Genomic DNA, 24,882 nt, shown 5'->3' with positions numbered 1-24,882 from the left:
TTCCCCGCCCTGTTTCCCCGGCCCGGTCCCCGGCTCGCCTCCCGCGTCCCGGCGGGCGACCATGGTGTGAGGGACCGGCCGGGGGCCAGGCACCGGGAGGCGGCCGTGACGCACGCCCAGACCATCACCGACGTTCTGATCGCGGGCGCCGGTCCGGTGGGGCTGACCGCGGCCGCCGAACTGCGCCGCCGCAACGTGGCATGCCGGCTCGTCGACCGGCTGCCGGCCCGTCTCCCCTATGCCAAGGCCGTCGGCATCCAGCCACGCACACTGGAGCTCTGGGACCGGATGGGCCTGGCTCCCACCGTGCTGGAGGCCGCAGCCCCGATGCGCGGCCAGCTGATCCACGTCAACGGGAGCGAGGTGGCGCGGATCGACCTCGTGCTGCCGCCCGAGGTTCCGTACGGCTTCGCCGCGCTTCCGCAGTACGAGACCGAGCGCATCCTCGAGGAGTACGTGGCGGGCCTCGGCACAGCCATCGAGCGCGGCACCGAACTGCTGTCGTTCACCCAGGACGCGAACGGGGTCACGGCCCTGCTCACCACCGCGTCCGGCGCCGCCGAAGAGGTCCGTGCCCGCTTCCTGATCGGCTGCGACGGTGCGCACAGCGTCGTACGCAAGGGGCTGGGGCTGGCGTTCGAGGGCGGGGCGTTCGCCGAGGAGTACATGCTGGCCGATGTCGAGGCCGACTGGGACCTGCCGTACGGATACGGGGTGCGCTCCACCCACACCGCGGACGACGGCGCGACCGACGACCTGCTGGTCTGCATTCCGCTTCCCGGCACGGGCCGCTACCGGATGTCCATGCTCGTCCCGCCCGCCCTCTCCACCCGCCCGGCGGACGGCACTCCGGCCGGCGAGGTTCCGGCGCGGCGGGACCAGGTGGTGCACGGTCTGGAGGGCGGACGTACACCACAGCTCTCCGACATCCAGGCCGTCGTCGACCGCCTGGCTCCTGTACCGGCCGCACTGTCCCGGATGCGCTGGTCCTCCGTCTTCCGGATCAGCCACCGGATCGTCGACCGCTACGGCGACGGCCGGGTGTTCGTCGCGGGCGACGCCGCCCACATCCACCCGCCCACCGGGGCCCAGGGCATGAACACCGGCATCCAGGACGCCTGCAACCTGGCCTGGAAACTCGCCCTGGTCATTCACGGGAAGGCCGGTCCGGCCCTGCTCACCAGCTACGACGCGGAACGCCGCCCGGTCGGCGAGGAGGTCGTCGGCCGGACCGTCCGGCACGCCACGCAGGGCATGGGGAGCGACGCCGACGACATGCGGACCGTGATGCTCCGCGAGGCACAGTTGCTCGTCGGATACCGGGACGGCCCGCTCTCCGGCACCCCGTACGGCCCGGCCGACGCACCCCAGCCCGGCGACCGGGCCCCCGACTGCGAGGGCCTGACGACCCCGGTCGCCGTCTATCCGCTGCGCCTGCTCGACGTCCTGCGCGGCCATACGGGACACGTGCTGCTCCGGTACGCGGAGAAGAGCACCGGCCCGGCGGACGCGACCGCCGACGGCGCATTCACCGTGGGCGGCCTGCACACGGTCACCTTGGTGTCCGCCGAGGCCCCGGCGGACACCCCCGGCTACCGCGACGGGGCCGGGGAGTTCGCCCGGCTCTACCGCCCGGAGGGTCCGACCGGCTTCGTCATACGCCCGGACGGACAACTAGGCGCCCGCTTCCCGCTCTCCGGCACCGCCGAGGCCGTGTCGGACTACCTCGCGGCACTGTCAGCCGGGCGATGACGACGGTTCTACGCGGCGCGCTGCTTGGCCAGACGCTGGCGACGCGCCTCGTAGAGCACGATCGAGGCGGCGTTGGACGCGTTGAGGGAGCTCGCCGCCCCCGTCATCGGAATACTGATCACGTGGTCGCAGCTCTCACGCCAGGCCGCGCTGAGCCCCGCCGTCTCGTTCCCGATGAGCAGCAGGACCGGCTGGGTCAGGTCGAACTCCGATGCCTCGGAGTCCCCTTGCTCATCCGTGCCCACCACTGCCACCGGCCGCCCCTGGGCGCGCTCCTTCTCCAGCCATTCCAGGACCTCGTGGTGCGACTGGCTGCGGACCACCGGCAGCGCGAAGAACGAGCCCGTCGTGGCGCGTACGGCCTTGGGGTCGTACGCGTCCGCCGCGTGCCCCGTGACGATGAGCCCGTCGGCGCCGAAGGCGTCGGCCGAGCGCACGATGCTCCCGATGTTCCCGGGCTGGGTGGGCCGGTCGAAGACGAGCCCGAGGAAGTCGTCGCGGACCGCGATCCGCGACAGATCGTCCGGTGCCATCGCGACCACGGCCAGAACCTCCGGGGCGCCCTCGGTCCTCTCGCTGAGCTCCGCGAGGAGCTCCGGCTCCATCGCGATGCGCTCTGCCGTCACGCCGCGCATCAGCTCCTCGGCCCACCGTGACAGCGGACGGCTCGCGTCGTACAGCAGGGAGCGGACGGTCCAGCCGTGCTCCACGGCCATGGTGATCGGCCGCACGCCCTGTACGAGGAACTCCTTCGCACGGCCGCGCTTGGTCCGGTTGGTGAGCAGCGTCTGGAACTGCTGAAAGCGGGCATTCCGAGTCGAGATCCGCTGCACAGCCACCGGTGGTCCCCCACGTGAAGATCGTCGTTGAGAGACCATTGTCCCAGCCGAGGAGCGGTGCCGGGCACACCGGCGGTTCACCGGGAGGGCCTGGCGCGGTGACCCGCCCTGCCGACAACCAAAAATCCCCACGGCTCATAAGAGCCATGGGGACTGGATGAGTGTCCGAGGGGGGACTTGAACCCCCACGCCCGATAAAGGGCACTAGCACCTCAAGCTAGCGCGTCTGCCATTCCGCCACCCGGACCAGGTGGTCGGCCGCGGTTTCCCGTGGCGACAAAGAAAACAATACCAGGGGTTTGGGGTGCCTCTCACCTGCATTTCCGGTGGTCATCGCCCTGGCCGGTGCGGTGCGGGGGTATCCGCGAGACGTCCTGGGCACCGCGTCCGGCATTCATGTACGTTCCGTCGCGACCCGCGTACAGACAGTGCCTCCGGAGGGTCGGCGGCGGCTTCCGACGGTGGACGGGCGGGGCGGGTTACGTTCGCCGGCATGAGTGATCGCGGCTCCCGCCCGCCCCGCGCGCTGTCGCCGTTGCGTGAGCATCTGCGCGAGACCTTCTGGTTCGCCCCGACCGTGACGCTGGTGTGCGCCGTCGTGCTCTGGTTCATCGCCTCGGCGCTCGACGAGCAGCTCGTCTCCTACCTCCACGACGAGCAGGCGTACGACGAGATCCAGGACCTGGTGTCGATCGCCGAGGACACCAAGACGATCGTCGTCACGATCAGCTCGGCGATGATGACCTTCATCGGTGTCGTCTTCAGCATCTCGCTGGTGGCCGTGCAGATGGCGAGCGGCCAGCTCACGCCCCGGGTGGTGCGGATCTTCGTACGGAGCCGGATCAGCAAGCTCACGCTGTCGGTCTTCCTCGCGACGTTCGTGTTCTCGCTGCTGGTCCTGACCTCGTACGAGAGCGAGCTGAATCCGCGCCGGGTCACGACCGTGCCGTTTCTGCAAGGCATGCTGACCGGCGCACTCGTCGGACTCAGCCTGCTGCTCTTCATCGCCTATGTGAGCTCCACCCTCCGCCTCATGCAGGTCGGGCCCGTCGTCGACCGCATCACCCGGGACTCCTTCCACGTGCTGGGCCGGATGCCCGCAGGCCGGCCCCAGGAGGAACCACTCGCGGCCGAGAGCGCGGAGATCGTCCACGAGGGGCGGGCCGGGGTGCTGCGGGACGTGAATGTGTCCCGGCTCGTGCGGGCCGCGCGGCACCAGGGTGTCGTGCTGCGGCTGATCCCCCGGCTCGGGGACTTCGTGGTGCCGGGGACGGCCGTGCTGGCGGTGCACGGCGGGGCCGCACCGCCCCGGCGCGCGTTGCGGTACACCGTGTCCGTCGGGGTCGAGCGCACGCTCCACCAGGACCTGGCGTTCGGGCTGCGCCAGCTGTCGGACATCGCGCTGCGGGCGCTCTCCCCGGCGGTGAACGATCCGACCACCGCCGTCCAGTGCCTGGACCGGATCGTGCAGTTCCTCGCGGCCGTCGCGGACCTGCCCCTCGGCGCGGTGCACCACCGGGACCGCAAGGGTGTGGTGCGGCTCGTTCAGGACGTGCCGGGGTGGGCGGACCTGGTGGATCTCGGATTCGAGGAGATCCGGCGGTGCGCGACGGACAGCCCGCAGGTCACCCGGAGGCTGCTGGCCGGGATCGACGACCTGGTGCTGCTCGCAGGGCCGGAGCGGCAGAAGCCGCTGCTCCGGCACCGTGCGCTGCTGGTGCAGGCGGTGGAGCGCACGGTGCCGGACGCGGCCGAGCGGGAGTTCGCGCTGCTTCCCGACCGCCAGGGGATCGGGTGAACCGGTAAACCGGCCCCGGCCGGTTACGGCATCAGGTGGTGGTCCGGGAAGTTGCCCGGCAGGCGCTCCCCCGCCGGGCCTTCGGTCACCGCCCGGACGAGCAGTTCACCGCCCACGAACGCCCCGCGCCAGGAGGCCCCGAAGCCGCCGAACAGCTCCTCGCGGTCGCCCCGGGACCTGGGCTTGCCGTGGCCGACCTTGAACGCGCGGATCTGGGGGGCCAGCCGCTCGTACGTCGCGGGGTCGTCGGTGGAGAGGGTGGCGACCAGGGCCCCGTTCGACGCGTTCATCGCCGCCAGGAGCTCCGCCTCCGTGTCGACGAGGACGATCGTGTCGACCGGGCCGAAGGGTTCCGCGTGGTGCAGCGGCGAGGACGGGGGCGGGTTGAGGAGCGTGACCGGCTGGAGGTACGCGGAGGTGTCCTGGCCCGGGAGGAAGTGGCCCTCCGACGCGGATGCGTCGGCGCGGTGCAGCGGGACTGCGCCGCGGTCGATCGCCTCGGCCACGTGATCCGCCAGCTCCTTGGCCTTGGCCGCGTTGATCAGCGGGCCGAAGTCCAGGGTGGGGAGCGGATCGGACGGGTCCGCCACGGCCAGCGGGTGGCCCACCCGCAGGGAGCGGACCGCCGGAAGGTAGGCCGACAGGAACGCGTCGAACGCGCTGCGCTGCACGACGAAGCGGGGGTAGGCGGTGCAGCGCTGCTTGCCGTAGTCGAAGAGCTTCGGGATCACGGCGGTGAGCGCGTCCCAGTCCGTGTGGTTCCAGATGCCCCAGGTGTTGAGCCCCTCCTGCTCCAGGATGTGCCGCTTGCCGAGGTCCGCCACCGCCGTGGCGATGCGGGCACCGGTGTCGCGGCCGCCGACGAACGAGACACAGCCGATCTCCGGCGAGCGGACCAGGGCCTCGGAGAGCTCGCCCCCGCTGCCGCTCACGAGCGTGAGCGGGACGCCCTCGCGTACCGCCAGCGCGCAGGCCAGCGTCAGGCACGCCACGCCGCCGTCGGTGGGGGTCTTCGCGATCACCGCGTTGCCGGCCAACGCCTGCACGAGCATCGCGTGGACCAGCACGGACATGGGGTAGTTCCAGCTGGCGATGTTGGAGACCGGGCCGGGGAGCGGGCTGCGGTCCGTGAGCATCCGGTCGATGTTGTCGACGTACCACCGCACGCCGTCGATCGCCCGGTCGACGTCCGCCAGCGCCAGACGCCACGGCTTGCCGATCTCCCACACCAGGAGGAGGGCGAGCAGTTCCCGGTGTTCGGTCAGGGAGTCGAGGGTGGCGGCCACGCGGGCGCTGCGCTCGGGGAGAGGGATGTGGCGCCAGGCGCGGTGCTGGTCGAGGGAGGCGCGCACCGCGCGGGTGGCGGTCCGGGCGTCGAGGCGGGGCGGGCCCGCGATGGGAGTGCCGTCGACGGGGGTCGTCGCGGGGAGTGCGCGGCCGTCGCGCTGCCAGGTGGAGTCCCAGAGATTCAGGACGCGGTCGTCCTGGAATGCCTCGGGGGCGACGGTCAGGCAGCGGCGCCATGCGTCGGACCACGCGGTGCCCGGTTTGAGGGTGAGGCGGCGTGTGGTGTCCGGGGTGAGGGTTGCGTTGGGGGCCATGAGGGTCTCCGCTCTCGGTGCACGGTCGGGGCGGGGGTTGGGGTGGGGTGGGGGTGGGGTCTGGGTGGTGCCGGGGGTGGGGCGGACTCCGGTGCGGCGGTGTGGCGGCGGCGCGGGTGGTGCGGGTGTGCGGGTGGTGCGCCTGCGGCGGGCCTTGTCCCCTCCCCGCCCCTTCCCGTAACCGGGGCTCCGCCCCGGACCCCGCTCCTCAAACGCCGGAGGGGCTGAATATTGCCGCGGCGGGACTGGGATTCGCTGCAGCGAGGCTGGAACGGCAGGGCAGCCGGGAGGTCGTACAGGTCTCTCAGTGCGGCCGAACCACGACGACGGGCCGCCCCGCGCAATTGCGGGGCGGCCCGTCGTACGAGGCACACCGGGGGCCGGGGCCTCCGAGGGTTCTACTTGCGCAGGGCCGCCAGGTTGTCGTAGCCGGTTCGCGCGTGCTTCAGGGACTGCGCGAGGTCGGTCGAGCTCGGGGCGTTGTCCTGCTCGACCATCGGGTTGCGGTAGTTCGCCGCCCCGACGCGACGGAAGAACGTCCGGTAGTCGATGGCCCCGGTGCCGAAGGGGACCATGTCGTATCCGTCTCCGCTGGTCGTGTTGAGGACACCGTCCTTGGCGTGGAACAGCGGGTAGCGCTTGTTGTGGCAGCGCACCAGTGCCGCGGGGTCGAAGGTGTTCTCCTGCTGCGATCCGTCGTGCGCGGTGTAGGTGTGGAACTTGTACTGGGCGACGTGCGCCCAGAAGATGTCCATCTCCAGCCAGACGGTCTTCGGGTCGGTGACCCCGAGGAAGTACTCCAGCTTGCGGATGCCGGAGCTGCGGGTGGGCCGGCCCTGGGCGTCCAGCGGACCGCCGTCGAGCAGGAAGCCGTAGGCCGCGTCGTGGTTGTGGGTGTACAGCTTGATGCCCTCACGGCGGGCGATCTGTCCCAGCGCGTTCCACTTGTCGGCGGCCACGTCCCAGTCGGCGCGGTAGGCGCTGCCGGTGGGGTCGCCGCCGGTGCCCATGTGGTCCATGCCGAGGATGTTCGCTATTTCGAGGTGCCGCTTGAACTGGTCCAGGTCGCTCTGGCTCAGCGGCCAGGACCCCGGGATGAAGCCGTGGTTGCCCTGGGCGCGCAGACCGTACTCGTCGAGCCACGAGCGCAGCAGCTTCGCACCCTCCACCGTTTCGAGGTTGCCGCCGCCGGGTGCGTTGGCGTGCTGGCCGTACCCGGCGAACTCGACCTGCTTGTAGCCGTAGCGGGCCAGCTCCTTGAAGACCTCGCGGAAGCCCGAGGGAAGGCCGGTGCTGAGCGGGTCCCGGCCCGTGGCGTCGCGCACGGTGTACAGGATGATTCCCCGCTTCGCCGCCGGGACCAGCGCCTGACCGTTGCCATGGCCGTGGCCTTGGCCGTGCCCCTCGTGGGGGGCGGGCTGGGCGAAGGCCGGCGGTGCGGCGAGGACGGGCGCGGCGATCGCCCCTGCCGCCGCGGCGGTGCAGGTGCTGAGGAAGCTGCGGCGGCTGACGCCGAGGCTGCGGCGCAGGGCGCCGTCCGTTCCGGATGCGTCGTTGTACACGGTCACGGTCTCTCTCTTTCTCGAAGATGTTCGCAACGCTGCACACGGACCGGTCTCATGCGAGGCCGGCGAGCGTGAGGAGCAGGGACTTCACTTCGGTGGCCCGGACGGGGCCGGTGAACGCGTGGGGGGTGGAGCAGAGGATGAGCGGACCTTCTTCGTCGCTCAGGGGGAGGCGGCCATGGCTGCCGCGGATGGGTGACGGATCCAGTGGCACGACCGCCATGCGGTAGCGCATGCCGAGTTTCTTGCGGGCGACGGCCGTGACCGCCTTGACCCGTACGTACGGGTCCTCCGGGTCCATGAAGAGTTCGACGGGGTCGTAGCCGGGTTTGCGGTGGATCTCGACGAGTTGCGCGAAGTCCGGCGCCCGGTCGTCGTCGAGCCAGTAGTAGTACGTGAACCAGGCGTCCGGTTCGGCGACGGCGACCAGTTCGCCGGAGCGGGGGTGGTCCAGGCCGTGGGCCTTCTTGCCCTCGTCGTCGAGGAGCTGCTCGATGCCCGGCAGGTCCGCCAGGGCCTCGCGGGCCGCTTCGAGGTCCTCGGGGCGGCGTACGTAGATGTGGGCGATCTGGTGGTCGGCGACGGCGAAGGCCCGGGAGGCCATCGGGTCCAGGTACTCCATGCCGTCCTGGGTGTGGACCTCCAGGAGTCCGGCGCGGCGCAGGGCGCGGTTGATGTCGACGGGCCTCTCGACGCGGGTGATGCCGTACTCGGAGAGGGCGACGACGGTACGTCCCTCACGGCGGGCGTCGTCCAGGAGCGGGGCCACGGCCCGGTCGAGGTCGGCCGCGGCCTTGAAGGCGCGCGGGTCGTCGGGGCCGTAGCGCTGGAGGTCGTAGTCGAGGTGCGGGAGGTAGCACAGGGCGAGGTCGGGGTGGCGGGTGTCGAGGATGTGGCGGGTCGCGTCGATGATCCACTGCGAGGAGACGAGGTCGGCGCCCGGTCCCCAGAAGTGGAAGAGGGGGAAGGTGCCGAGCTTGTCGGTGAGTTCGTCGTGCAGGGCGGGCGGGCGGGTGTAGCAGTCGGGTTCCTTGCGGCCGTCGGCGTAGTAGACGGGGCGCGGGGTGACGGTGAAGTCGGTGTCGGCCCCCATGGCGTACCACCAGCAGATGTTGGCGACGGTGTAGCCGGGGTGGGTGCGGCGGGCGGCGTCCCAGAGCTTGTCGCCCTCGACGAGTCCGTTGTGCTGGCGCCACAGGAGGACGTCGCCGAGTTCGCGGAAGTACCAGCCGTTGGCGACGATGCCGTGCTCGGCGGGGGTGGTTCCGGTGAGGAAGGTGGACTGGGCGGCGCAGGTGACGGCGGGCAGCACGGTGCCGAGCGGGGCATGGGTGCCGGACTGTCCGAGGGCCTTGAGGTGGGGCATGTGGTCCAGGAGGCGGGGGGTGAGCCCGACGACGTCGAGGACGAGCAGGGGGGTGGGGGCGGGCGTCGTCCCGGCGGTGGTCATGGCAGCTCCTTGAGGCCGAGGTCGACCAGGAGGTCGCGGGCGAGGGTGAGTTCGGCGGCGATGCCGTCGGCGAGCTGGGCGCGGGTACGGGGGCGCAGCTCGGCCGGGAGCGCCTGCCAGGTGTACGTCTCGACCTCCAGGTGCCGGGTGAGCGGCCGGGCTCCGCCGACCAGCCGGGTCAGCGTGGCGCGGAGCACGGGGAGGGTGGAGGTCAGCGGGGGCGCGGGTGGTGCGTGCAGCGGTACGTGGAAGTGGGCGCGCCACGGGGCGCTGTCGGGCAGTGCCCGGCCGGTGACGGCTGCACCGAGGTCGTCCGTTCCGCGCAGTCCCGCGGCGGTCGCGATGCGGGTCTGGTGGAGGAATCGGGGTTCGGCGAAGGCGGCCAGCGCGGTGCGCACTTCGGGGAGGTGGGGGTGCTCGGCGTGCAGGGCGGCGGAGAGCTGTGCCTTGACGGCGGGGATACCGGCTGCGGTGAGGGCGTCGAGCGCGGTGTCCGGGTCCTCGAAGGAGGTGGCGAGGTGGCAGGTGTCGATGCAGATGCCGATGCGTTCGTGGCCGACGGCGGTGAGGGGGGCGATGGCGTCGGCGGTGGTTTCGACGGTGCATCCCGGCTCGGGTTCGAGGCCGATCCGGATGGACTTCCCCGTCAGTTCGGCGAGCGCGTCGAGGCGCTCGCCGAGGGTGGTGAGCGCGGCGAGTGCGGTGCGGGCCGCTTCGGGGTCGCCCGCGTACGGGGTGCGCCAGGCGAGGGGGAGGGTGGAGATGGTGCCGTCGGTGACATCGTCGGGCAGGAGGGTGGCGAGGAGCCGGGCGAGGTCGGTGGTGTGGGCGAGGCGTTCGGGGTCCGTCCAGTCCGGCTTGTAGACCCGGTACTTGACCTCCTCGGCGCCGAAGCCCTCGTACGGGAAGCCGTTGAGGGTGACGACCTCGAGGCCGCGGTGGTCGAGTTCGGTGCGCAGGGCGCGCAGCTGTGCGGGGTCGTTGATGAGGGTGCGGGCGGCGTCCCTGGCGAGCCAGAGGCCGATGCCGAGGCGGTCGCGGCCGAGCCGTTTGCGTACGGGTTCGCAGTGGTCACGCAGCTGGGTGCGGACGCCTTCGAGGGTTTCGGCGGGGTGGACGTTGGTGCAGTAGGCGAGGTGGACGACGGTGCCGTCGGGGTGGCGGAAGCGCATGGCCTCACTCCCCGCCGCGCAGGATGGAGTTGCCCTCGTGCAGTGGTTCGGGGGCGGTGGTGTCGAGGTGGAGGCGGCCGCTCTGTCCGTAGAAGGCGACGGGGTTGCGCCAGAGCACCTGGTCGACGTCGTCCTCGGTGAATCCGGCGGCGAGCATGGCGTCGCCGACGTGTCGGGTCTTCAGCGGGTCGCTCCTGCCCCAGTCGGCGGCTGAGTTGACGAGGATCTTCCCGGTGCCGTGGAGCTTGAGGACGGCGACCATGCGGTCCTCGTCCATCTTGGTGTCGGGGTAGATGGAGAAGCCGGCCCAGCAGCCGCTCTCCAGGGCGTCCTTCACGGTCGTCTCGTTGAGGTGGTCGAGCAGCACCAGTTCCGGTGCGAGGTCGGACTCGCGTACGACGTCGATCGTGCGGCGCAGACCCGCGAGTTTGTCGCGGTGCGGGGTGTGGACGAGCGCGGGCAGTCCGTGGTCGGCGGCGAGCTGGAGCTGGACGGCCAGCGCGTGGTCCTCGGCAGGGGTCATCGAGTCGTAGCCGATCTCGCCGACGGCGACGACGGAGTCCTTGACGAGGTAACGGGGCAGGGCGTCCAGGACGGGGGTGCAGCGGGGGTCGTTCGCCTCCTTGGGGTTGAGGGCGAGCGTGCAGTGGTGGGCGATGCCGTACTGGGCGGCGCGGAAGGGCTCCCAGCCGAGCAGGGCGTCGAAGTAGTCGAAGAAGCTGGCCGGCGAGGTGCGGGGCTGGCCGAGCCAGAAGGAGGGTTCGACGAGCGCGCGGACCCCGGCGTCGTACATCGCCTGATAGTCGTCCGTGGTGCGGGAGGTCATGTGGATGTGGGGGTCGAAGATGCGCATCAGGACTCCTCCGTGGGGACCGTGGGGGCGGCGGGACCGGTGGCGGGTGCTGCGGGGCCGGGGGCGTTCGTGCCGGGTGCGGTGAGGGCGAGTACGTGGTGCAGGTCCGCCGAGAGGGGTCTGCCTGCGGCGATCCGCTCGGCCGCGTGGTCGCCGAGCATCCGGGCGAGTTCCGCGTCGCCGCGCGCACGCCGGGCCAGCTGGTCGACGGCCGCGACGGGAACGCCGGTGAACAGGCACTTGAGGACGGCGTGGCGCCAGTTGTGCGCGTCGAGGTGGACGCCGGCGTACGGGCCGACGGCGGCGGCGACCAGCGTGGTGTCGTTGGTGCGCAGGGCGTCCTCGACGAGCGGCAGGGCGGTGGCACCGAGGTCCAGTGCGGGCAGGGTGAGCAGGACGGCGCGGCGTTCGGCGGCGGTGCCCTGTTCGTAGAGCCGGGTCAGGGCGGGCAGTGCGGCGCGGGCCTCGACGAGCAGCAGGGCGCGTACGGAGTCGGCGTGCTCGAGTCCGCAGTGCCGGCCGGCTGCGGCGTAGCGCAGCTCCCACGGTGGTACGGCGTAGCTGTCCGCGGGTGTGGTGTCCGGGTGGGCGGCGGCGTGGGCGGCCTCGGCGAGGGCTTCGTCGAGCCAGGCACGCGCGGCTCCGCCGAGCAGGGTGTCGAGTTCCTTGCGGGTCAGGAGTGGGGTGGGCGGCATGGTGTGCTCCCTTCGGCGGTCTCGGTCGACGGGCGGTTCCTGGTGAGGAAGTCGAGGGAGGTGCGGGCGAGTTCGGGGCCCGCGTGGGAGTGGCGGGGCAGCTCGACGACGGTGAGCCCGGCGTATCCGTTGTTCCCGAGCGCGTCGAGTGCGGCCAGGACGGGCGGGAAGTCGATCTCGCCGTCGCCGAAGGGGAGGTGTTCGTGGACGCCGCGGCGCATGTCCTCGATCTGGACGTGGCGCAGCCAGGGGGCGGCGTCGCGTACGCAGTCGACGGGCAGGGCGGGCTCCAGGCACTGGCAGTGCCCGATGTCGAGGGTGAGTCCGAGCGGTGCCGGGTCCCCGGACAGGACGCGCAGGTGGTGGAAGTCGGAGAGGTTGGCGAGGAGGTGTCCGGGCTCGGGCTCGATCGCGAGGGGCACCCCGGCCCGGTCCGCCGCGTCGAGGACCGGGGCGAGGGCTTCGGTGAGCCGCTGCCACGCGGTGTCGGGGTCGGTGTCGGGGGGCCTGATGCCGCTGAAGCAGTGCACGGCGTGGGCGCCCAGTTCGGCGGCGACGTCGACCGCCCGGACGAGCAGCGCGGTCCTGGCCGCGCGGGCCCCGGGGTCCGGGTCGAGGAGCGAGGGGCCGTGTTTGCGGCGCGGGTCCAGGACGTAGCGGGCCCCGGTCTCCACGGTGACGCCGAGTCCCAGTTCCTGGAGCCGGGCCGCGACCCGCCGGGTGCGGGCGGCGAGGTCCGGGGCCATCGGGTCGAGGTGCATGTGGTCGAGGGTCAGGCCGACGCCGTCGTAGCCGAGGTCGGCGAGGAGAGCGAGGGCGTCGTCCAGGCGCAGGTCGGTGAGCCCGTTGGTGCCGTAGCCGAGGCGGAGTGTCATGTGGGGCTCACCTTCCGGGAGAGGGCGCGGGCGAGCGGGACGAGGCCCATGACCGCGAGCCCCGTACCGGTGGCTCCCGCGCGCGAGGCGAGGGCCGCCTGGAGCGGGATCATCGCCCGGATGCCACTGCCGACGGCGCGCTGGGTGAGGGGCGGTGAGGGGTTGAGCGCGGCGTGCGCGAGGGGGCGGGCGGCGGTGTGCAGGTAGGCGCCGCTGAACGCGGCGAGGAGGAGCCGGGCGGAGGCGGGCCGGGCCGCGCCCCGGGAGGTCTGCCGCCCGCGCACCACGGCGCCGCCGATCCCGGCGACGGCCGCGAGAGCGGTGAGGGGTGCGGTGGTGGACCCGCCCTGGGTTTCGTGGCGCGAGACGGTGGTGACCGCGTAGGTGTGGGCGCTCAGCAGGGCGGCGGCCGTCAGGGCCCTTCCCGGCGTCGGAGCGGTCCGCGCCCCCGCCCCCGTGGCCACCGCTCCCAGCAGCAGGTCCAGGCCCCGCGCCGCCGCCATCGCGGCCGGGCCCGCCGGGGTGTGCTTCAGACGGAGGTCGTACGCCCAGACCGTGGCGGCGAGGCCGGTGGCGACGCCCAGCGCCGGGCGGCCCGCACGCGCGGCGAGGGCCAGGCCCGCCGCGGTCAGGCCGCCGGCCGCAGTGAGCGCGGCGCGGGGCGTGATCCGGCCCGAGGGGATCGGGCGGTGCGGCCGGTCGACGGCGTCCTCCTCGCGGTCGGCCCAGTCGTTGAGGGCCATGCCCGCCTCGTACAGACAGAGTGAGGCGCCCACCGCCAGCGCGGTGGAGCGGTCGGGGCGCCTGCCCACGGCCGCCGCGCCCGCGAGGGCGTCGCCCGGGACGGTGAAGAGCGCGGAGACCCTGAGCAGTTCCGCCCAGGCGCGTACCGTCACTTCTCCCCCCGCAGCCGCTCGGCGAAGGCGAGCAGCGCCAGGTACTGCTCGGACAGTGCGGCCGGTCCGCCGTCCGGGTCCTTGAAGTAGAAGCCGAGTTCGGGCCTCGGGCCGGTCAGGCCCGCCTCGTGGGCGCGGGCCAGCAGCCGGGCCAGGTCGAGCACCAGGGGTGCGGCGAGGGCGGAGTCGCAGCCCTGCCAGGTCGTCTGGAGGACCATGCGCGCCCCGAGGAACCCGTCGAAGGCGATGTGGTCCCAGGCGGTCTTCCAGTCGCCGAGCGCCGGGACGTCGTCGATGTGGACCTCGCCCTCGGGTGCGGCGCCGAGGGTGTCGGCGAGGACGCGTTCCTTGCCGGCGTTCTTCGCGGCGGCGGCGGCCGGGTCGGCGAGGGCCGCCCCGTCCCCGCCGCCCAGCAGATTGGTGCCGGACCAGGCCCGTACGGGCAGGGCGCGCTGCACGAACATCGGGGCGAGGACCGAGCGGAGCAGGGTCTGGCCCGTCTTGCCGTCGCGGCCGGCGTGAGGAAGTCCGCAGGCCGCGACGGCGTCCTGGAGGGCGGGGGCGCGCAGCCCGGTGGAGGGGGTGAAGTTGACGTACGGACAGCCGGCCCGGAGCGCGGCGGCGGCGTAGAGCGAGCTGGTGGGAAGCCGTTCGGCGCCGTCGGCGGGTGCCGGTTCGGTGGAGGAGACGTTGACGACGACGGTCCTGGCCAGAGCGTTGCGGCGGCCGAAGTCGGTGAGGTCGGCGGCGAACGCGGTGATGAGTTCCCCGTCCGTACGGGTGTCGCCCGGCAGGGGGCCGCCGGGGCGTATCTCCGCGTCGGCGGCGGCGAGTTCGGCGCGTACGGCCGACGGGAGTCCGTGCGGCAGCACTCCCCCGGCGGCCAGCGCCTCGGCCCGTTTGGGAAGCGGACAGTCCAGGATGTCGTGGCCGCCGAAGACGAGGGAGGCCACGGGTGGCAGGCCGCTGTCGGTGAACGGGGCGGTCTCGGTGACCATGCCGGCGGCCGGGTGGAGGCCTGCCGCGACCGCTGCGCACCCCGCCGTGGCGGTGGTGGCGACGGAGCCGCGTGCTCCGATGAACCAGACTCCGGTACGAACGGCGTGTGCTGACACGGGCTGCCTCCCTGGCTGGGGGTCCTGGCTGGGCAGAGCGGGTGGCGCTGTGCTGGAGGGGCCGGGGGGTGGCGGGCGGGGCGTGACGCCCCGCCCGCCGCCGGCCGGGTGGGCTGCCCTACGCCGAGGGCAGTTCCTTGAGCTGGATGTTGCGGAAGGACACCTGGTCGTCGGCCCCGTGGTTCTGGAGGCCGATGTAGCCGTCCTTGAGGCTGCGGACCGGGTCGGTGTTGGTGAAGTCGTTGATCTTCACTCCGTTGAGGAAGATCTGGAGCCGTTCACCCTGCACCTTGATCTCGTAGCTGTTCCACTGCCCCGGCGGGCGCAGCACCTGGTCGCGGGCCTTGATGTCGGCCGCCTTGAAGGTGTAGACGGAGCCGGTGGTGCGGTCGACGGCGTCGGAGGCGTCGATCTGGACCTCGTAGCCGTTGTTCACCGCGGACCAGGGGTCGTCGGACTCGGGGAAGCCGACGAAGACGCCGGAGTTGTCGTCGCCCGACAGCTTCCAGTCGAGCTTCAGGGAGTACGACTTCAGCTCCTTGGCCTGGTAGGTCAGCAGGCCCATGCCGCCCTGGGAGCGCAGTTCGCCGTCGACGACGTCGAACTTCCCGGGGCCTGCCTGCTTCCAGCCTTCGAGGGTCTTGCCGTTGAAGATCGACCGGTAGCCGGTGCCGGGCTTGCAGTCGCCCTTGACCTGGCCGGCCGCGTACCGTACCCCGCCGAGCAGGAGCTTGCGGAAGTCCGCGTCGGCGTACGACTCCTTGGTGTGGCCGAGGCCGGTGTAGAAGGAGCGGCCGCCCTGGTAGGTCTGGCACCAGGTGATGGGGTGGTCACCCTTCATGGTGCCGCCGGTGTAGGTCGTCTCGTCGAGCGTGGCGAGGACCTTCACCTTGTCGCGCGGGTTGGTGCGGTAGTTGTACAGCTCGTCGGTCCGCTCCCAGGCGTCGCCCAGGTGGGCGGTGGCCGGGTGCTTGTGGTCCTCGACGCGGACCGTGACGGGCTGGATGGCGGGGTGGCCGGAGAAGTACGCGCCGACGAGTCCGCCGTAGAAGGACCAGTCGTACTCGGTGTCGGCGGCGGCGTGGATGCCCATGTAGCCGCCACCGGAGGCGATGTAGTTCTCGAAGGCCTTCTGCTGGTCGGCGCCCAGTACGTCACCGGTCGTCGACATGAAGACGACGGCGTCGTAGCGGGCCAGGTTGGCGGTGGTGAACTGGCCGGCCTCCTCGGTGGCGTCGACCGTGATGTTGCTGTCCTTGCCGAGTTCCTTCAGTGCGGCGATGCCCTCGGGGATCGCGTCGTGGCGGAAGCCGGCGGTCTTGGAGAAGACCAGGACGCGCTTGGCGGTCTTGTCGGGCGGGGTGTTGGAGAGCTCGAAGTCGTCGATGTCGTAGAGCGCGCCTTCGCCGCCCTTGAACACCAGGAAGAGTTCGGTGGCCTTCTTCGGGACGCCGCGCAGGGGGACGTCGATGTCCTGGAAGGTCTCCCAGCCGCCGGTCACCGGTACGGGTGCGGAGCCGAGGATCGTCCCGGTCGCGGAGCCGGACCGTACTTCGAGGAAGCCGCCCGCTCCGCCGGAGGAGACCCGGGCGGTGAGCTTGGTGGAGTCCCCCAGGATGTACGGCTTGAAGGAGATCCAGTCGTCGTTGTTGATGTCACCGACGGTCTTGCCGCCCTCGGCGTTCGCCTTGTCGTACGTCTTGATGCCGGACGAGGCGTTGAAGTGCTCGGCCTGCCGGTGGCGCGGCTGGAGCTGCGACTGGTCATGGCCGGTCAGTGCGGCCTGGCCGCCGCCCCCGCCGTCGGTGTACGAGGCGTTGATGACCCCGAAGATGTTGGCGTTGGGGTCGTGCCCGCCGTCCATCTTGGTCGTGATGGTGCCGGTGCAGCCGTGCTCCGTGGTGATCGGGTGGCCGTGGCTGTCGTGGCCGAGGACGAAGCTGACCTCGATCCTGGAGCAGTCGATCGTGCCGTCCTCGGGATCGGTGACGGTCACCTTGAACGGGATCTCGTCGCCGAAGGTGAACAGCTGCCCGTCACCGGGGAGTTCCAGGTTCACCTTGGGCGCCGTGTTGCCGACGGTCACATGGACGCTGGCCGAACCGGTGCGCCCGGAGGGGTCCTTCGCGGTCACGGTCGCGGTGTAGGTGCCGTTCTTCTTGTACGTGTACGAGGGGTTCGCGGCCGTGGAGGTTCCTCCGTCGCCGAAGTCCCAGGCGTAGGTGAGGGCGTCGCCGTCACCGTCGGCCGTTCCTGCCGAGGAGAACTGCGCCTTCAGCGGCGCCGTGCCCGAGGTCTTGTTGACCGCGGCCACCGCGATCGGTGAGCGCCCCCCGGTGGCGTTCTCGATGCGGTAGAGGGCGGAGTTCTCGTCGCCGCCGAACCAGGAGAGGCCGTAGTCCAGGACGTACAGGGCACCGTCGGGGCCGAACGCCATGTCCATGATCTGGGTGCCCGACCACGGGATGTCGTTGATGGACTGCACCTTGCCGTCGGCGTCCTGCTCGATCCGCTTGATCCACTGCCGGCCGAACTCACCGGCGAAGAAGTCGCCGTCGTAGGCCTCGGGGAACTTCACGGGCGAGTCGAGGTCCGCGTCGTAGTGGTAGACCGGACCGCCCATCGGGGACTCGGAGCCGGTGCCGAACTCCGGTACGGACGCGCCGTCGTACGGGATCCAGGCGGGCTGGGCAGGCGGCAGGTCGACGAGACCGGTGTTGTGGGGCGAGGTGTTCTTCGGGGCCGCGCAGTCGAAGGCGGCGCCGGAGGTCTTGGTGGCGAAGTCGTAGTCGACGAACGGGTCGTTGTTGCCGGTGCAGTACGGCCAGCCGAAGTTCCCGGCCTTGGTGACCCGGGCGAACTCGACCTGTCCGGCCGGTCCGCGCTTGGGGTCGGCCGCGCCGGCGTCCGGCCCGTAGTCACCGACGTAGACGATGCCGGTGGGCTTGTCGACGGTGAAGCGGAACGGGTTGCGGAAGCCCATCGCGTAGATCTCGGGGCGGGTCTTGTCCGTCCCCGGCGCGAAGAGGTTGCCGTCCGGGACGGTGTACGTGCCGTCGTCGGCGACCTTGATCCGCAGGATCTTGCCGCGCAGGTCGTTGGTGCTGCCCGCGGAGCGGCGGGCGTCGAACGCCGGGTTGCGGTCGGGGCGCTCGTCGATGGGGGTGAAGCCGTCGGAGGCGAAGGGGTTGGAGTCGTCGCCGGTCGACAGGTACAGATTGCCCTCGGCGTCGAAGTCGATGTCGCCGCCGACGTGGCAGCACATGCCCCGGGACGTCTGGACGTCGAGGACCTTCTTCTCGCTGCCGAGGTCGAGGGTGCCGTCTTCGTTGAGGACGAAGCGGGAGAGCCGGTTGACTCCGTCGAACTTGGCGAAGTCGGCGGCGGTGCCGGTCTCGGGGGCGTCGCCGGCGGGGGTGTCCAGCGGGGGTGCGTAGTAGAGGTAGATCGCCCGGTTCTCGCTGAACTCCGGGTCGACCCCGATCCCCTGGAGGCCTTCCTCGTCGTGCGAGTAGACGGGGATGACACCGGAGATGCGGGTGTTGCCCGCGCTGTCGGTGATGCGCAGCTCGCCGCTGCGCGAGGTGTGCAGGACGCTGCGGTCGGGGAGCACGGCCAGCGACATGGGTTCGCCGGTCTCGGCGGCGCCCTTGGCGAGGGTGACCTGCTGGAAGTCCTCGGCCGCGGATGGCGGCGCGGGTTCCGTGTGGGCGGCGGCCGTGCCCGAGGTGGCACTCAGGCTGAGGGTGGCGGCGGCGAGGAGGCCGCCGGTGAACAGGGCGAGGGATTTACGGACGCGGAGCCTGGTTCTGCTCCTGCTGCGGGTTCTGTGCACGAGTGTCCTCCGGAGAGTGCCGGTGGTACGGGCGGGTGCTGCCGAGCCGTGAAGCGCGGGGACTGCCGCGCAGGTCAGCCGGGGCCTGTGCGGCTCCGGTGACGGGGGTCATGTCATGTACACGATTTGGACGGTAGACCTGTTCGTCCTGGACGGAAAGCCCTTGTGCGGCGGTGGTGTTGAACTTTTTCCCCGGCCAGGACAAAGGGGGTTCTGGGCAGGGGGGACCGGCCCGGCGGCGTCTGCGGGTGCCGCCGGGCACGTCCATGCCCCTCCGGCGCTTGAGGAGCGGGGGTCCGGGGGCGGAGCCCCCGGTGCCTCAGTCCTTGCCGCCGAACGCCGCGTCGAACGACGCGCTCGGCGGGTCGAAATCGAACCGCTTCAGCGACGTCAGCGCCTCCGGCGCGCCCTCCAGCCGGTCCATGCCGGCGTCCTCCCACTCCACGGAGACCGGCCCGTCGTACCCGATGGACCGCAGCATCCGGAACACGTCCTCCCAGGGCACGTCCCCGTGCCCCGCCGAGACGAAGTCCCAGCCGCGGCGCGGATCGCCCCAGGGCAGGTGGGAGCCGAGCCGGCCGTTGCGGCCGTCCAGGCGCTTGCGGGCCTCCTTGCAGTCCACGTGGTAGATCCGGTCCCGGAAGTCGTACAGGAAGCCGACCGGGTCGAGGTCCTGCCAGACGAAGTGGCTCGGGTCGAAGTTCAGCCCGAACGCCGGCCGGTGGTCCACCGCCTCCAGCGCGCGGTGCGTGGTCCAGTAGTCGTACGCGATCTCACTGGGATGGACTTCGTGGGCGAACCGCACCCCCTGCGCGTCGAAGACGTCCAGGATCGGGTTCCAGCGCTCCGCGAAGTCCTCGTACCCCCGCTCGATCATGTGCGGCGGGACGGGCGGGAACATCGCGACCAGGTGCCAGATCGACGAGCCGGTGAAGCCGATGACCGTGTCCACGCCGAAGGCCGCCGCGGCCCGTGCGGTGTCCTTGATCTCTTCGGCGGCCCGCCGGCGTACCCCCTCGGGCTCCCCGTCGCCCCAGATCCGGGCGGGCAGGATGCCCTGGTGGCGCTCGTCGATCGGGTTGTCGCAGACGGCCTGGCCGACCAGGTGGTTGGAGACCGCCCAGCATTTGAGCCCGTACTTGTCGAGCAGCTGGTGACGGCCCTCCAGGTAGCCGGGGTCGGCCAGGGCCTTGTCCACCTCGAAGTGGTCGCCCCAGCAGGCCAGTTCGAGGCCGTCGTAGCCGAAGTCACGGGCGTACCGGCAGACCTCCTCCAGCGGCAGATCGGCCCACTGGCCGGTGAAGAGGGTGAAGGGACGGGGCATGCGCAGGACCTCCTAGGACTGTACGGGCGTGAGTACGGAGTTCATCTCGGCGCTCTCCTCCACCGCCGCCAGCACCCGCTGCACCTGGAGCCCGTCGGCGAACGACGGTACGGGCGGCGCCCCTTCGGCGATCGTCCGCACCACGTCCCGGGCCTGGTGGATGAACGTGTGCTCGTAGCCGAGCGCGTGCCCCGGCGGCCACCAGGCCTCCAGGTACGGATGCTCGGGCTCGGTGACCAGGATGCGCCGGAAGCCGGCCGTGGTGGCGGGCTCGGTGTGGTCGTGGAAGGACAGTTCGTTGAGCCGCTCGAGGTCGAAGGCGAGCGAGCCGCGCTCACCGTTGATCTCCAGCCGCAGCGCGTTCTTGCGTCCGGCCGCCATCCGGGTCGCCTCGAAGGAGGCCAGGGCCCCGGAGGCGAGCCGGCCGGTGAACAGCGCCGCGTCGTCCACCGTCACCGCGCCGTACTCCCCGGCGGCCGCGACGCCGCCGAGGCCCCCCGAAGGGCCGGCGAGCAGCGGGCGTTCGCGCACGAAGGTCTCGCTCACCGCCGAGACCCCCACCAGCAGCTCCCCCGCCAGGTACTGGGCGAGGTCCACGATGTGCGCCCCGAGGTCGCCGAGCGCGCCGGAGCCCGCGTGCTCCTTCTTCAGCCGCCAGGTGAGCGGCGAGACGGGGTCGACCAGCCAGTCCTGGAGATAGGTGGCCCGGACGTGCCGCAGGGTGCCGAGCCGGCCCTCGGCGATGAGCTTGCGGGCGTAGGTGATGGCGGGCACCTTGCGGTAGTTGAACCCGACCATCGCGATCTGACCGCGGGCGGCGGCGCGCGCCGCCGCCTCGGTCATGGCCTCCGCCTCCGCGACCGTGTTGGCGAGCGGCTTCTCGCACAGCACGTGCTTGCCCGCCTCCAGCGCCGCGATGGCGATCTCCGCATGGCTGTCGCCGGGGGTACAGATGTCGACGAGCTGGACGTCGTCCCGGGCGATCAGGGCGCGCCAGTCGGTCTCGGCCGCCGCCCAGCCGAGCCGGCCGGCGGCGGCGTCGACCGCCGCTCGATCGCGTCCGCAGATCGCGGCGAGAGCCGGCCTCATCGGCAGCTCGAAGACGTGGCCCGCGGTGCGCCACCCCTGCGAGTGGGCGGCGCCCATGAACGCGTATCCGACCATGCCGACCCCGAGCGTCGGTGCGCTCGCCATCGGCCGGTACGTCGGCGGCGCGGCCGCCTCCTGCTCCGTCTCTTCCCTACGGGCCATCCGGGCTTCCTCCTCATCGGTGGTTCGGTGGGTGCGGCGGGAGGGTCAGCACCCTCCCGCGGGGCGGCTCAGTTGAAGCCCGTCGGCAGGTACTGGTCGATGTTCTCCTTGGTGACCACGGCCGAGTACAGGGTGAGGTTGGTCGGGATCTCCAGTTCGGCGAGCCCGGACACCCCCTTGGCCTGGCCGAGCGCGCGGGCCAGGTCGATGGCCGTCGCCGCCATGGTCGGCGGGTAGAGAACGGTGGCCTTGAGCACGCTGTTGCCGGCCTTGATGGCGTCCATCGCGGACTTGGCCCCGGCGCCGCCGACCATCAGGAACTCGTCCCGGCCGGCCTGCTGGATCGCGCGGAGCGCGCCCACACCCTGGTCGTCGTCGTGGTTCCACAGGGCGTCGAACTGCTTCTGGGCCTGGAGCAGCTGGGCCATCTTCGCCTGGCCGGACTCCACGGTGAAGTCGGCTGCCTGACGGGCCACCAGCTTGATGTTGGAGTAGTTCTTCAGCGCGTCGGCGAAGCCCTGGCTGCGCTGCTTGGTGAGCTCCAGGTTGTCGATGCCGGCGAGCTCGACGACCTTGGCGTTCGGCTTGTCCTTGAGCTGTTCGCCGATGTAAGTGCCGGCGTTGAGGCCCATGCCGTAGTTGTCGCCGCCGACCCAGCAGCGGTAGGCCTGCGGGGAGGCGAAGATGCGGTCCAGGTTGATGACGGGGATGCCCGCCCGCATGGCCTCCAGGCCGACCTGGGTGAGCGCCTTGCCGTCGGCCGGGAGGATGACGAGGACGTCGACCTTCTTGTTGATGAGGGTCTTGACCTGGCCGATCTGGGCGGCGGTGTCGTTGGAGCCCTCGGTGGTCTCCAGGGTCACCTCCGAGTACTTCTTCGCCCGCGACCTGGCGTTCTCGTTGATGGCGTTGAGCCAGCCGTGGTCGGCCTGCGGGCCCGCGAAGCCGATGGTGACGGGCTTGCCCGGCTTGTCGTCGGCCGCGGGGGCGTTGCTCTGCGCGGCGGTGTCCTTCTCCTTGGGCTCGTTACTGGTGCAGGCGGTCAGGAAGGCACCTGCGGAGACTGCTGCGGTACCGAGGAGCAGTCCTCTGCGGCTGGTTTCTGGCATGGCTGTCAAACCCTTCATCCGGTGCGGCGTGAGGAGGCGGAACAGACGGGTGTTCAGGGGGAGAAGACGGAGTGTCAGGTCTCTCCGTGGGCCGACGTCCGGCGCTGGACGAGGACGGCGACGACGATGATCGCTCCCTTGGCGATCTGCTGGACATCGCTCTGCAGGTTGTTGAGCGCGAAGATGTTGGTGATCGTGGTGAAGACGAGGACGCCCAGGACGGAGCCGACGATGGTGCCGCGGCCGCCGGTGAGCAGGGTGCCGCCGATGATCGCGGCGGCGATGGCGTCGAGCTCGTACAGGTTGCCGTTGGTGTTCTGGCCCGAGCCGGACAGGATGATCAGCATGAAGGCGGCGATGCCGCAGCACAGTCCGGACAGCAGGTAGAGGTAGAGCCGCTGGCGGCGTACGTCGATGCCGGCCAGCCGGGCCGCTTCGGCGTTGCCGCCGACGGCGACCGTGCGGCGGCCGAAGGTCGTACGGTTCAGCACCAGCCAGCCGACGACGGTGACCGCGGCGAACATCATCACCAGCGGCGGGACGCCGAGGACGTAGGCGTCCGGCAGGCCCAGGTCCAGGACCGACTTCACGGTGACCATCTGGGTCTTGCCGTCGGTGAGATGGAGCGCCAGCCCGCGGGCGGAGGCGAGCATCGCCAGCGTCGCGATGAACGGCACCAGCCGGCCGTACGCGATGAGCACACCGTTGACGAGCCCGGCGCCGAGCCCGACCAGGACGGCGGTGAAGAGGATGCCCGCGAAGCCGAAGTCCTGGGTGGCGAGCGTCGTCGCCCAGACGGAGGCCAGGGCGACCATCGCGCCGACGGAGAGATCGATGCCGCCGCTGATGATGACGAAGGTCATGCCGACGGTGACGACACCGATGACGGACGACTGCGTCAGGACCAGCTGGAGGTTCCCGGTGTCCAGGAAGGCGTCGGGCTCGGTGATCCCGCCGACGACTATGAGCGCGGCCAGAACGCCGAGCAGAGACAGGTTGCGGACATCCGCGCGCAGCCCGAAGGCGCGCGGGGATCCGTCCTTCTTCGGGGACACGGGGACGGACACGGGCGCGGCGCCCTTGTCCGGCCCGCTCTGCTGCGCCGATGAGACGGGCTGTGTCATGACGTCGGGCTCCCTTCCATCACGAGGTCGAGTACGCGGTGCTCGTCGAGCTCCCTGGCGTCCGCCGTATGGACGACGCGCCCTTCGCGGAGGACCAGCACCCGGTCGGCGAGGCCCAGGACTTCGGGCACTTCGCTGGAGACGAGCAGAACGGCGAGGCCTTCGTCGGCCAGCCGGCGGATCACGGCATAGAGCTCGGCGCGGGCGCCGACGTCCACCCCGCGGGTCGGTTCGTCGAGCAGCAGCACCCGGCAGCCGCGCAGCAGCCAGCGGGCGAGGACCGCCTTCTGCTGGTTGCCGCCGGAGAGGGTGCGGACGGGGGTGTCCGGGTTGTCGGGCCGCAGGGAGAGTTCGCGGGTGGCGCCGCGGGCCGCCTTCCGCTCGGCGCCCCGGTCGAGCCAACCGGCCCTGGAGAAGCGGGACATGGAGGAGACGGAGACGTTGCGGGTGACGGATTCGAGCATCAGCAGGGCCTGCGCCTTGCGTTCCTCGGGAGCGAGGCCGATACCGGCGGCGACGGCGGCGCGCACGCTGCCGGGCCGCAGCGGGCTGCCCGCGACCGTGACCCGGCCGGCGGTGGCCTTGCGGGCACCGTAGATCGTCTCCAGGATCTCGGATCGCCCGGAGCCGACGAGTCCGGCGAGACCGACGATCTCGCCGGGCCTGAGCTCCAGGTCGACCGGGTCGAACTCGCCCTTCCTGGTGAGGCCTTGGACCGTGAGGACCGGAGCAGTGGCGGGCCGGGCGTCCTCGGGAGCTGCTTCGGGCCGGGGCGGGAAGACGTACTCGACGTTGCGGCCGGTCATCATGGCAACGATGTCGCGCGTCGGCGTGGACTCGGCGGGAAGCCCGACCGCGACGGCCCGTCCGTCCTTGAGCACGGTCACCCGGTCGCCGATCCGGCGGATCTCCTCCAGGCGGTGCGAGATGTAGACGACGGCTACGCCGTCGGCGGTCAGGGAGGCGACGATCCGGAAGAGGTTGTCGACCTCGTCGGGGTCGAGGGCGGCGGACGGCTCGTCCATCACGATCAGGCGCACGTCGTGGGAGAGCGCCCGCGCCATCGAGACGATCTGCTGCTGGGCCGCGGAGAGTTCACCGACCGCGCGGGCGGGATCGATCTCAGGGTGGCCGAGCCGCTTCAGCAGCGCGGCGGCCGCACTGCGGCCCTCGCGGATGCGGACCACGAAGCCGGCACTGGTGGGTTCATGACCCAGGAACACGTTCTCGGCGACCGACAGGCCCTCCACCAGGTCGAGTTCCTGGTAGATGGTGGCGATCCCGAGCCGCATCGCGGTGATCGGCGACTTGAGCACGGCCGGTGCGCCGCGCCAGGTGATCTCGCCGTCGTCGGGCTGGTGGGCCCCGGCGAGCACCTTGATGAGGGTGGACTTGCCGGCGCCGTTCTGACCGAGGAGGCAGTGGACCTCTCCGGCCTGGACCTCCAGGTCCACGCCGTCGAGGGCGCGCACACCGGGGAAGGACTTGGTGATGCCGGACATGGTGAGCAGCGGTGGTTCTGGAGCCATGACAAATCCCCTCGGCGGATGGGGTCTTCCCTGCCCGGACGGTGCCGGGAGCGCGGGAAGGGCCGGTGAGCGGGCAGGGCGGAGTACGGTCCCGGGGCG

At 71.6% G+C, this 24,882-nt stretch carries 18 protein-coding genes and 1 tRNA gene; 2 read left to right on the top strand and 17 right to left on the bottom strand.

What is annotated here, in order from left to right; translation table 11 throughout:
* Nucleotides 1-105 precede the first annotated feature (105 nt).
* Nucleotides 106-1,752 carry an FAD-dependent monooxygenase gene (locus OG782_RS32295; protein ID WP_406457065.1) on the top strand — a complete coding sequence of 549 codons (1,647 nt, stop codon included), beginning with the start codon at nt 106-108 and terminating at the stop codon, nt 1,750-1,752.
* Between the two features lie 8 nt (nt 1,753-1,760).
* Here OG782_RS32295 and OG782_RS32290 read toward each other — a convergent pair whose 3' ends face one another.
* Nucleotides 1,761-2,630, bottom strand: a complete 870-nt coding sequence (locus OG782_RS32290) for an RNA methyltransferase (protein ID WP_406457063.1) — start codon at nt 2,628-2,630, stop codon at nt 1,761-1,763.
* Nucleotides 2,631-2,753: 123 nt separating this feature from the next.
* Nucleotides 2,754-2,838: transfer RNA gene (locus tag OG782_RS32285), tRNA-Leu, on the bottom strand.
* Nucleotides 2,839-3,084: 246 nt separating this feature from the next.
* Between OG782_RS32285 and OG782_RS32280 the strand changes: the two genes are divergently transcribed.
* Nucleotides 3,085-4,389 carry a DUF2254 domain-containing protein gene (locus OG782_RS32280; RefSeq protein ID WP_406457061.1) on the top strand — a complete coding sequence of 435 codons (1,305 nt, stop codon included), beginning with the start codon at nt 3,085-3,087 and terminating at the stop codon, nt 4,387-4,389.
* A 23-nt stretch (nt 4,390-4,412) separates the two neighbouring features.
* Here OG782_RS32280 and OG782_RS32275 read toward each other — a convergent pair whose 3' ends face one another.
* From OG782_RS32275 to OG782_RS32205, 15 genes are all read right to left on the bottom strand, one after another.
* Nucleotides 4,413-5,990: an aldehyde dehydrogenase family protein gene (locus tag OG782_RS32275; RefSeq protein WP_406457059.1), complete on the bottom strand. Its 1,578-nt coding sequence runs from the start codon at nt 5,988-5,990 to the stop codon at nt 4,413-4,415.
* 398 nt (nt 5,991-6,388) lie between these two features.
* Nucleotides 6,389-7,558 carry a sugar phosphate isomerase/epimerase family protein gene (locus tag OG782_RS32270; protein ID WP_406457057.1) on the bottom strand — a complete coding sequence of 390 codons (1,170 nt, stop codon included), beginning with the start codon at nt 7,556-7,558 and terminating at the stop codon, nt 6,389-6,391.
* 49 nt (nt 7,559-7,607) lie between these two features.
* On the bottom strand, nt 7,608-9,005 hold the full coding sequence (locus tag OG782_RS32265) for a nucleotide pyrophosphatase/phosphodiesterase family protein (protein ID WP_406457055.1): 1,398 nt from the start codon (nt 9,003-9,005) through the stop codon (nt 7,608-7,610).
* Entirely contained in the window at nt 9,002-10,177 is a 1,176-nt protein-coding gene (gene eboE, locus OG782_RS32260) for a metabolite traffic protein EboE (protein ID WP_406457053.1), read from the bottom strand. Before eboE ends, OG782_RS32265 begins: the two co-directional genes overlap by 4 nt.
* Nucleotides 10,178-10,181: 4 nt before the next feature.
* Nucleotides 10,182-11,030: a TatD family hydrolase gene (locus tag OG782_RS32255; protein ID WP_406457051.1), complete on the bottom strand. Its 849-nt coding sequence runs from the start codon at nt 11,028-11,030 to the stop codon at nt 10,182-10,184.
* Nucleotides 11,030-11,725 (bottom strand): EboA domain-containing protein, encoded by a 696-nt coding sequence (locus tag OG782_RS32250; RefSeq protein WP_406457049.1) that lies wholly within the window; start codon nt 11,723-11,725, stop codon nt 11,030-11,032. The genes OG782_RS32255 and OG782_RS32250 overlap by 1 nt, the downstream gene beginning before the upstream one ends.
* Nucleotides 11,704-12,600 (bottom strand): sugar phosphate isomerase/epimerase family protein, encoded by an 897-nt coding sequence (locus OG782_RS32245; protein WP_406457047.1) that lies wholly within the window; start codon nt 12,598-12,600, stop codon nt 11,704-11,706. Before OG782_RS32245 ends, OG782_RS32250 begins: the two co-directional genes overlap by 22 nt.
* On the bottom strand, nt 12,597-13,496 hold the full coding sequence (locus OG782_RS32240; protein ID WP_406457045.1) for an SCO3242 family prenyltransferase: 900 nt from the start codon (nt 13,494-13,496) through the stop codon (nt 12,597-12,599). The genes OG782_RS32245 and OG782_RS32240 overlap by 4 nt, the downstream gene beginning before the upstream one ends.
* Nucleotides 13,493-14,611: an inositol-3-phosphate synthase gene (locus OG782_RS32235; RefSeq protein WP_406457043.1), complete on the bottom strand. Its 1,119-nt coding sequence runs from the start codon at nt 14,609-14,611 to the stop codon at nt 13,493-13,495. Before OG782_RS32235 ends, OG782_RS32240 begins: the two co-directional genes overlap by 4 nt.
* Nucleotides 14,612-14,729: 118 nt before the next feature.
* On the bottom strand, nt 14,730-18,446 hold the full coding sequence (locus tag OG782_RS32230; protein WP_406457041.1) for a ThuA domain-containing protein: 3,717 nt from the start codon (nt 18,444-18,446) through the stop codon (nt 14,730-14,732).
* Nucleotides 18,447-18,765: 319 nt separating this feature from the next.
* Nucleotides 18,766-19,770 (bottom strand): sugar phosphate isomerase/epimerase family protein, encoded by a 1,005-nt coding sequence (locus tag OG782_RS32225; protein WP_406457039.1) that lies wholly within the window; start codon nt 19,768-19,770, stop codon nt 18,766-18,768.
* Nucleotides 19,771-19,782: 12 nt separating this feature from the next.
* Nucleotides 19,783-21,021 (bottom strand): Gfo/Idh/MocA family protein, encoded by a 1,239-nt coding sequence (locus OG782_RS32220; protein ID WP_406457037.1) that lies wholly within the window; start codon nt 21,019-21,021, stop codon nt 19,783-19,785.
* Between the two features lie 68 nt (nt 21,022-21,089).
* Nucleotides 21,090-22,130: a substrate-binding domain-containing protein gene (locus OG782_RS32215; protein ID WP_406457035.1), complete on the bottom strand. Its 1,041-nt coding sequence runs from the start codon at nt 22,128-22,130 to the stop codon at nt 21,090-21,092.
* 74 nt (nt 22,131-22,204) lie between these two features.
* A complete protein-coding gene (locus tag OG782_RS32210) occupies nt 22,205-23,254 on the bottom strand; it encodes an ABC transporter permease (RefSeq protein ID WP_406457033.1) in 1,050 nt (349 codons plus the stop codon).
* Nucleotides 23,251-24,783: a sugar ABC transporter ATP-binding protein gene (locus OG782_RS32205; protein WP_406457031.1), complete on the bottom strand. Its 1,533-nt coding sequence runs from the start codon at nt 24,781-24,783 to the stop codon at nt 23,251-23,253. The genes OG782_RS32210 and OG782_RS32205 overlap by 4 nt, the downstream gene beginning before the upstream one ends.
* Nucleotides 24,784-24,882 lie beyond the last annotated feature (99 nt).

The sequence above is a fragment of the Streptomyces sp. NBC_00876 genome, assembly GCF_045207435.1.
In the GTDB taxonomy this organism is placed as follows: domain Bacteria; phylum Actinomycetota; class Actinomycetes; order Streptomycetales; family Streptomycetaceae; genus Streptomyces.
This window is presented reverse-complemented; position numbering and strand designations above follow the sequence as displayed.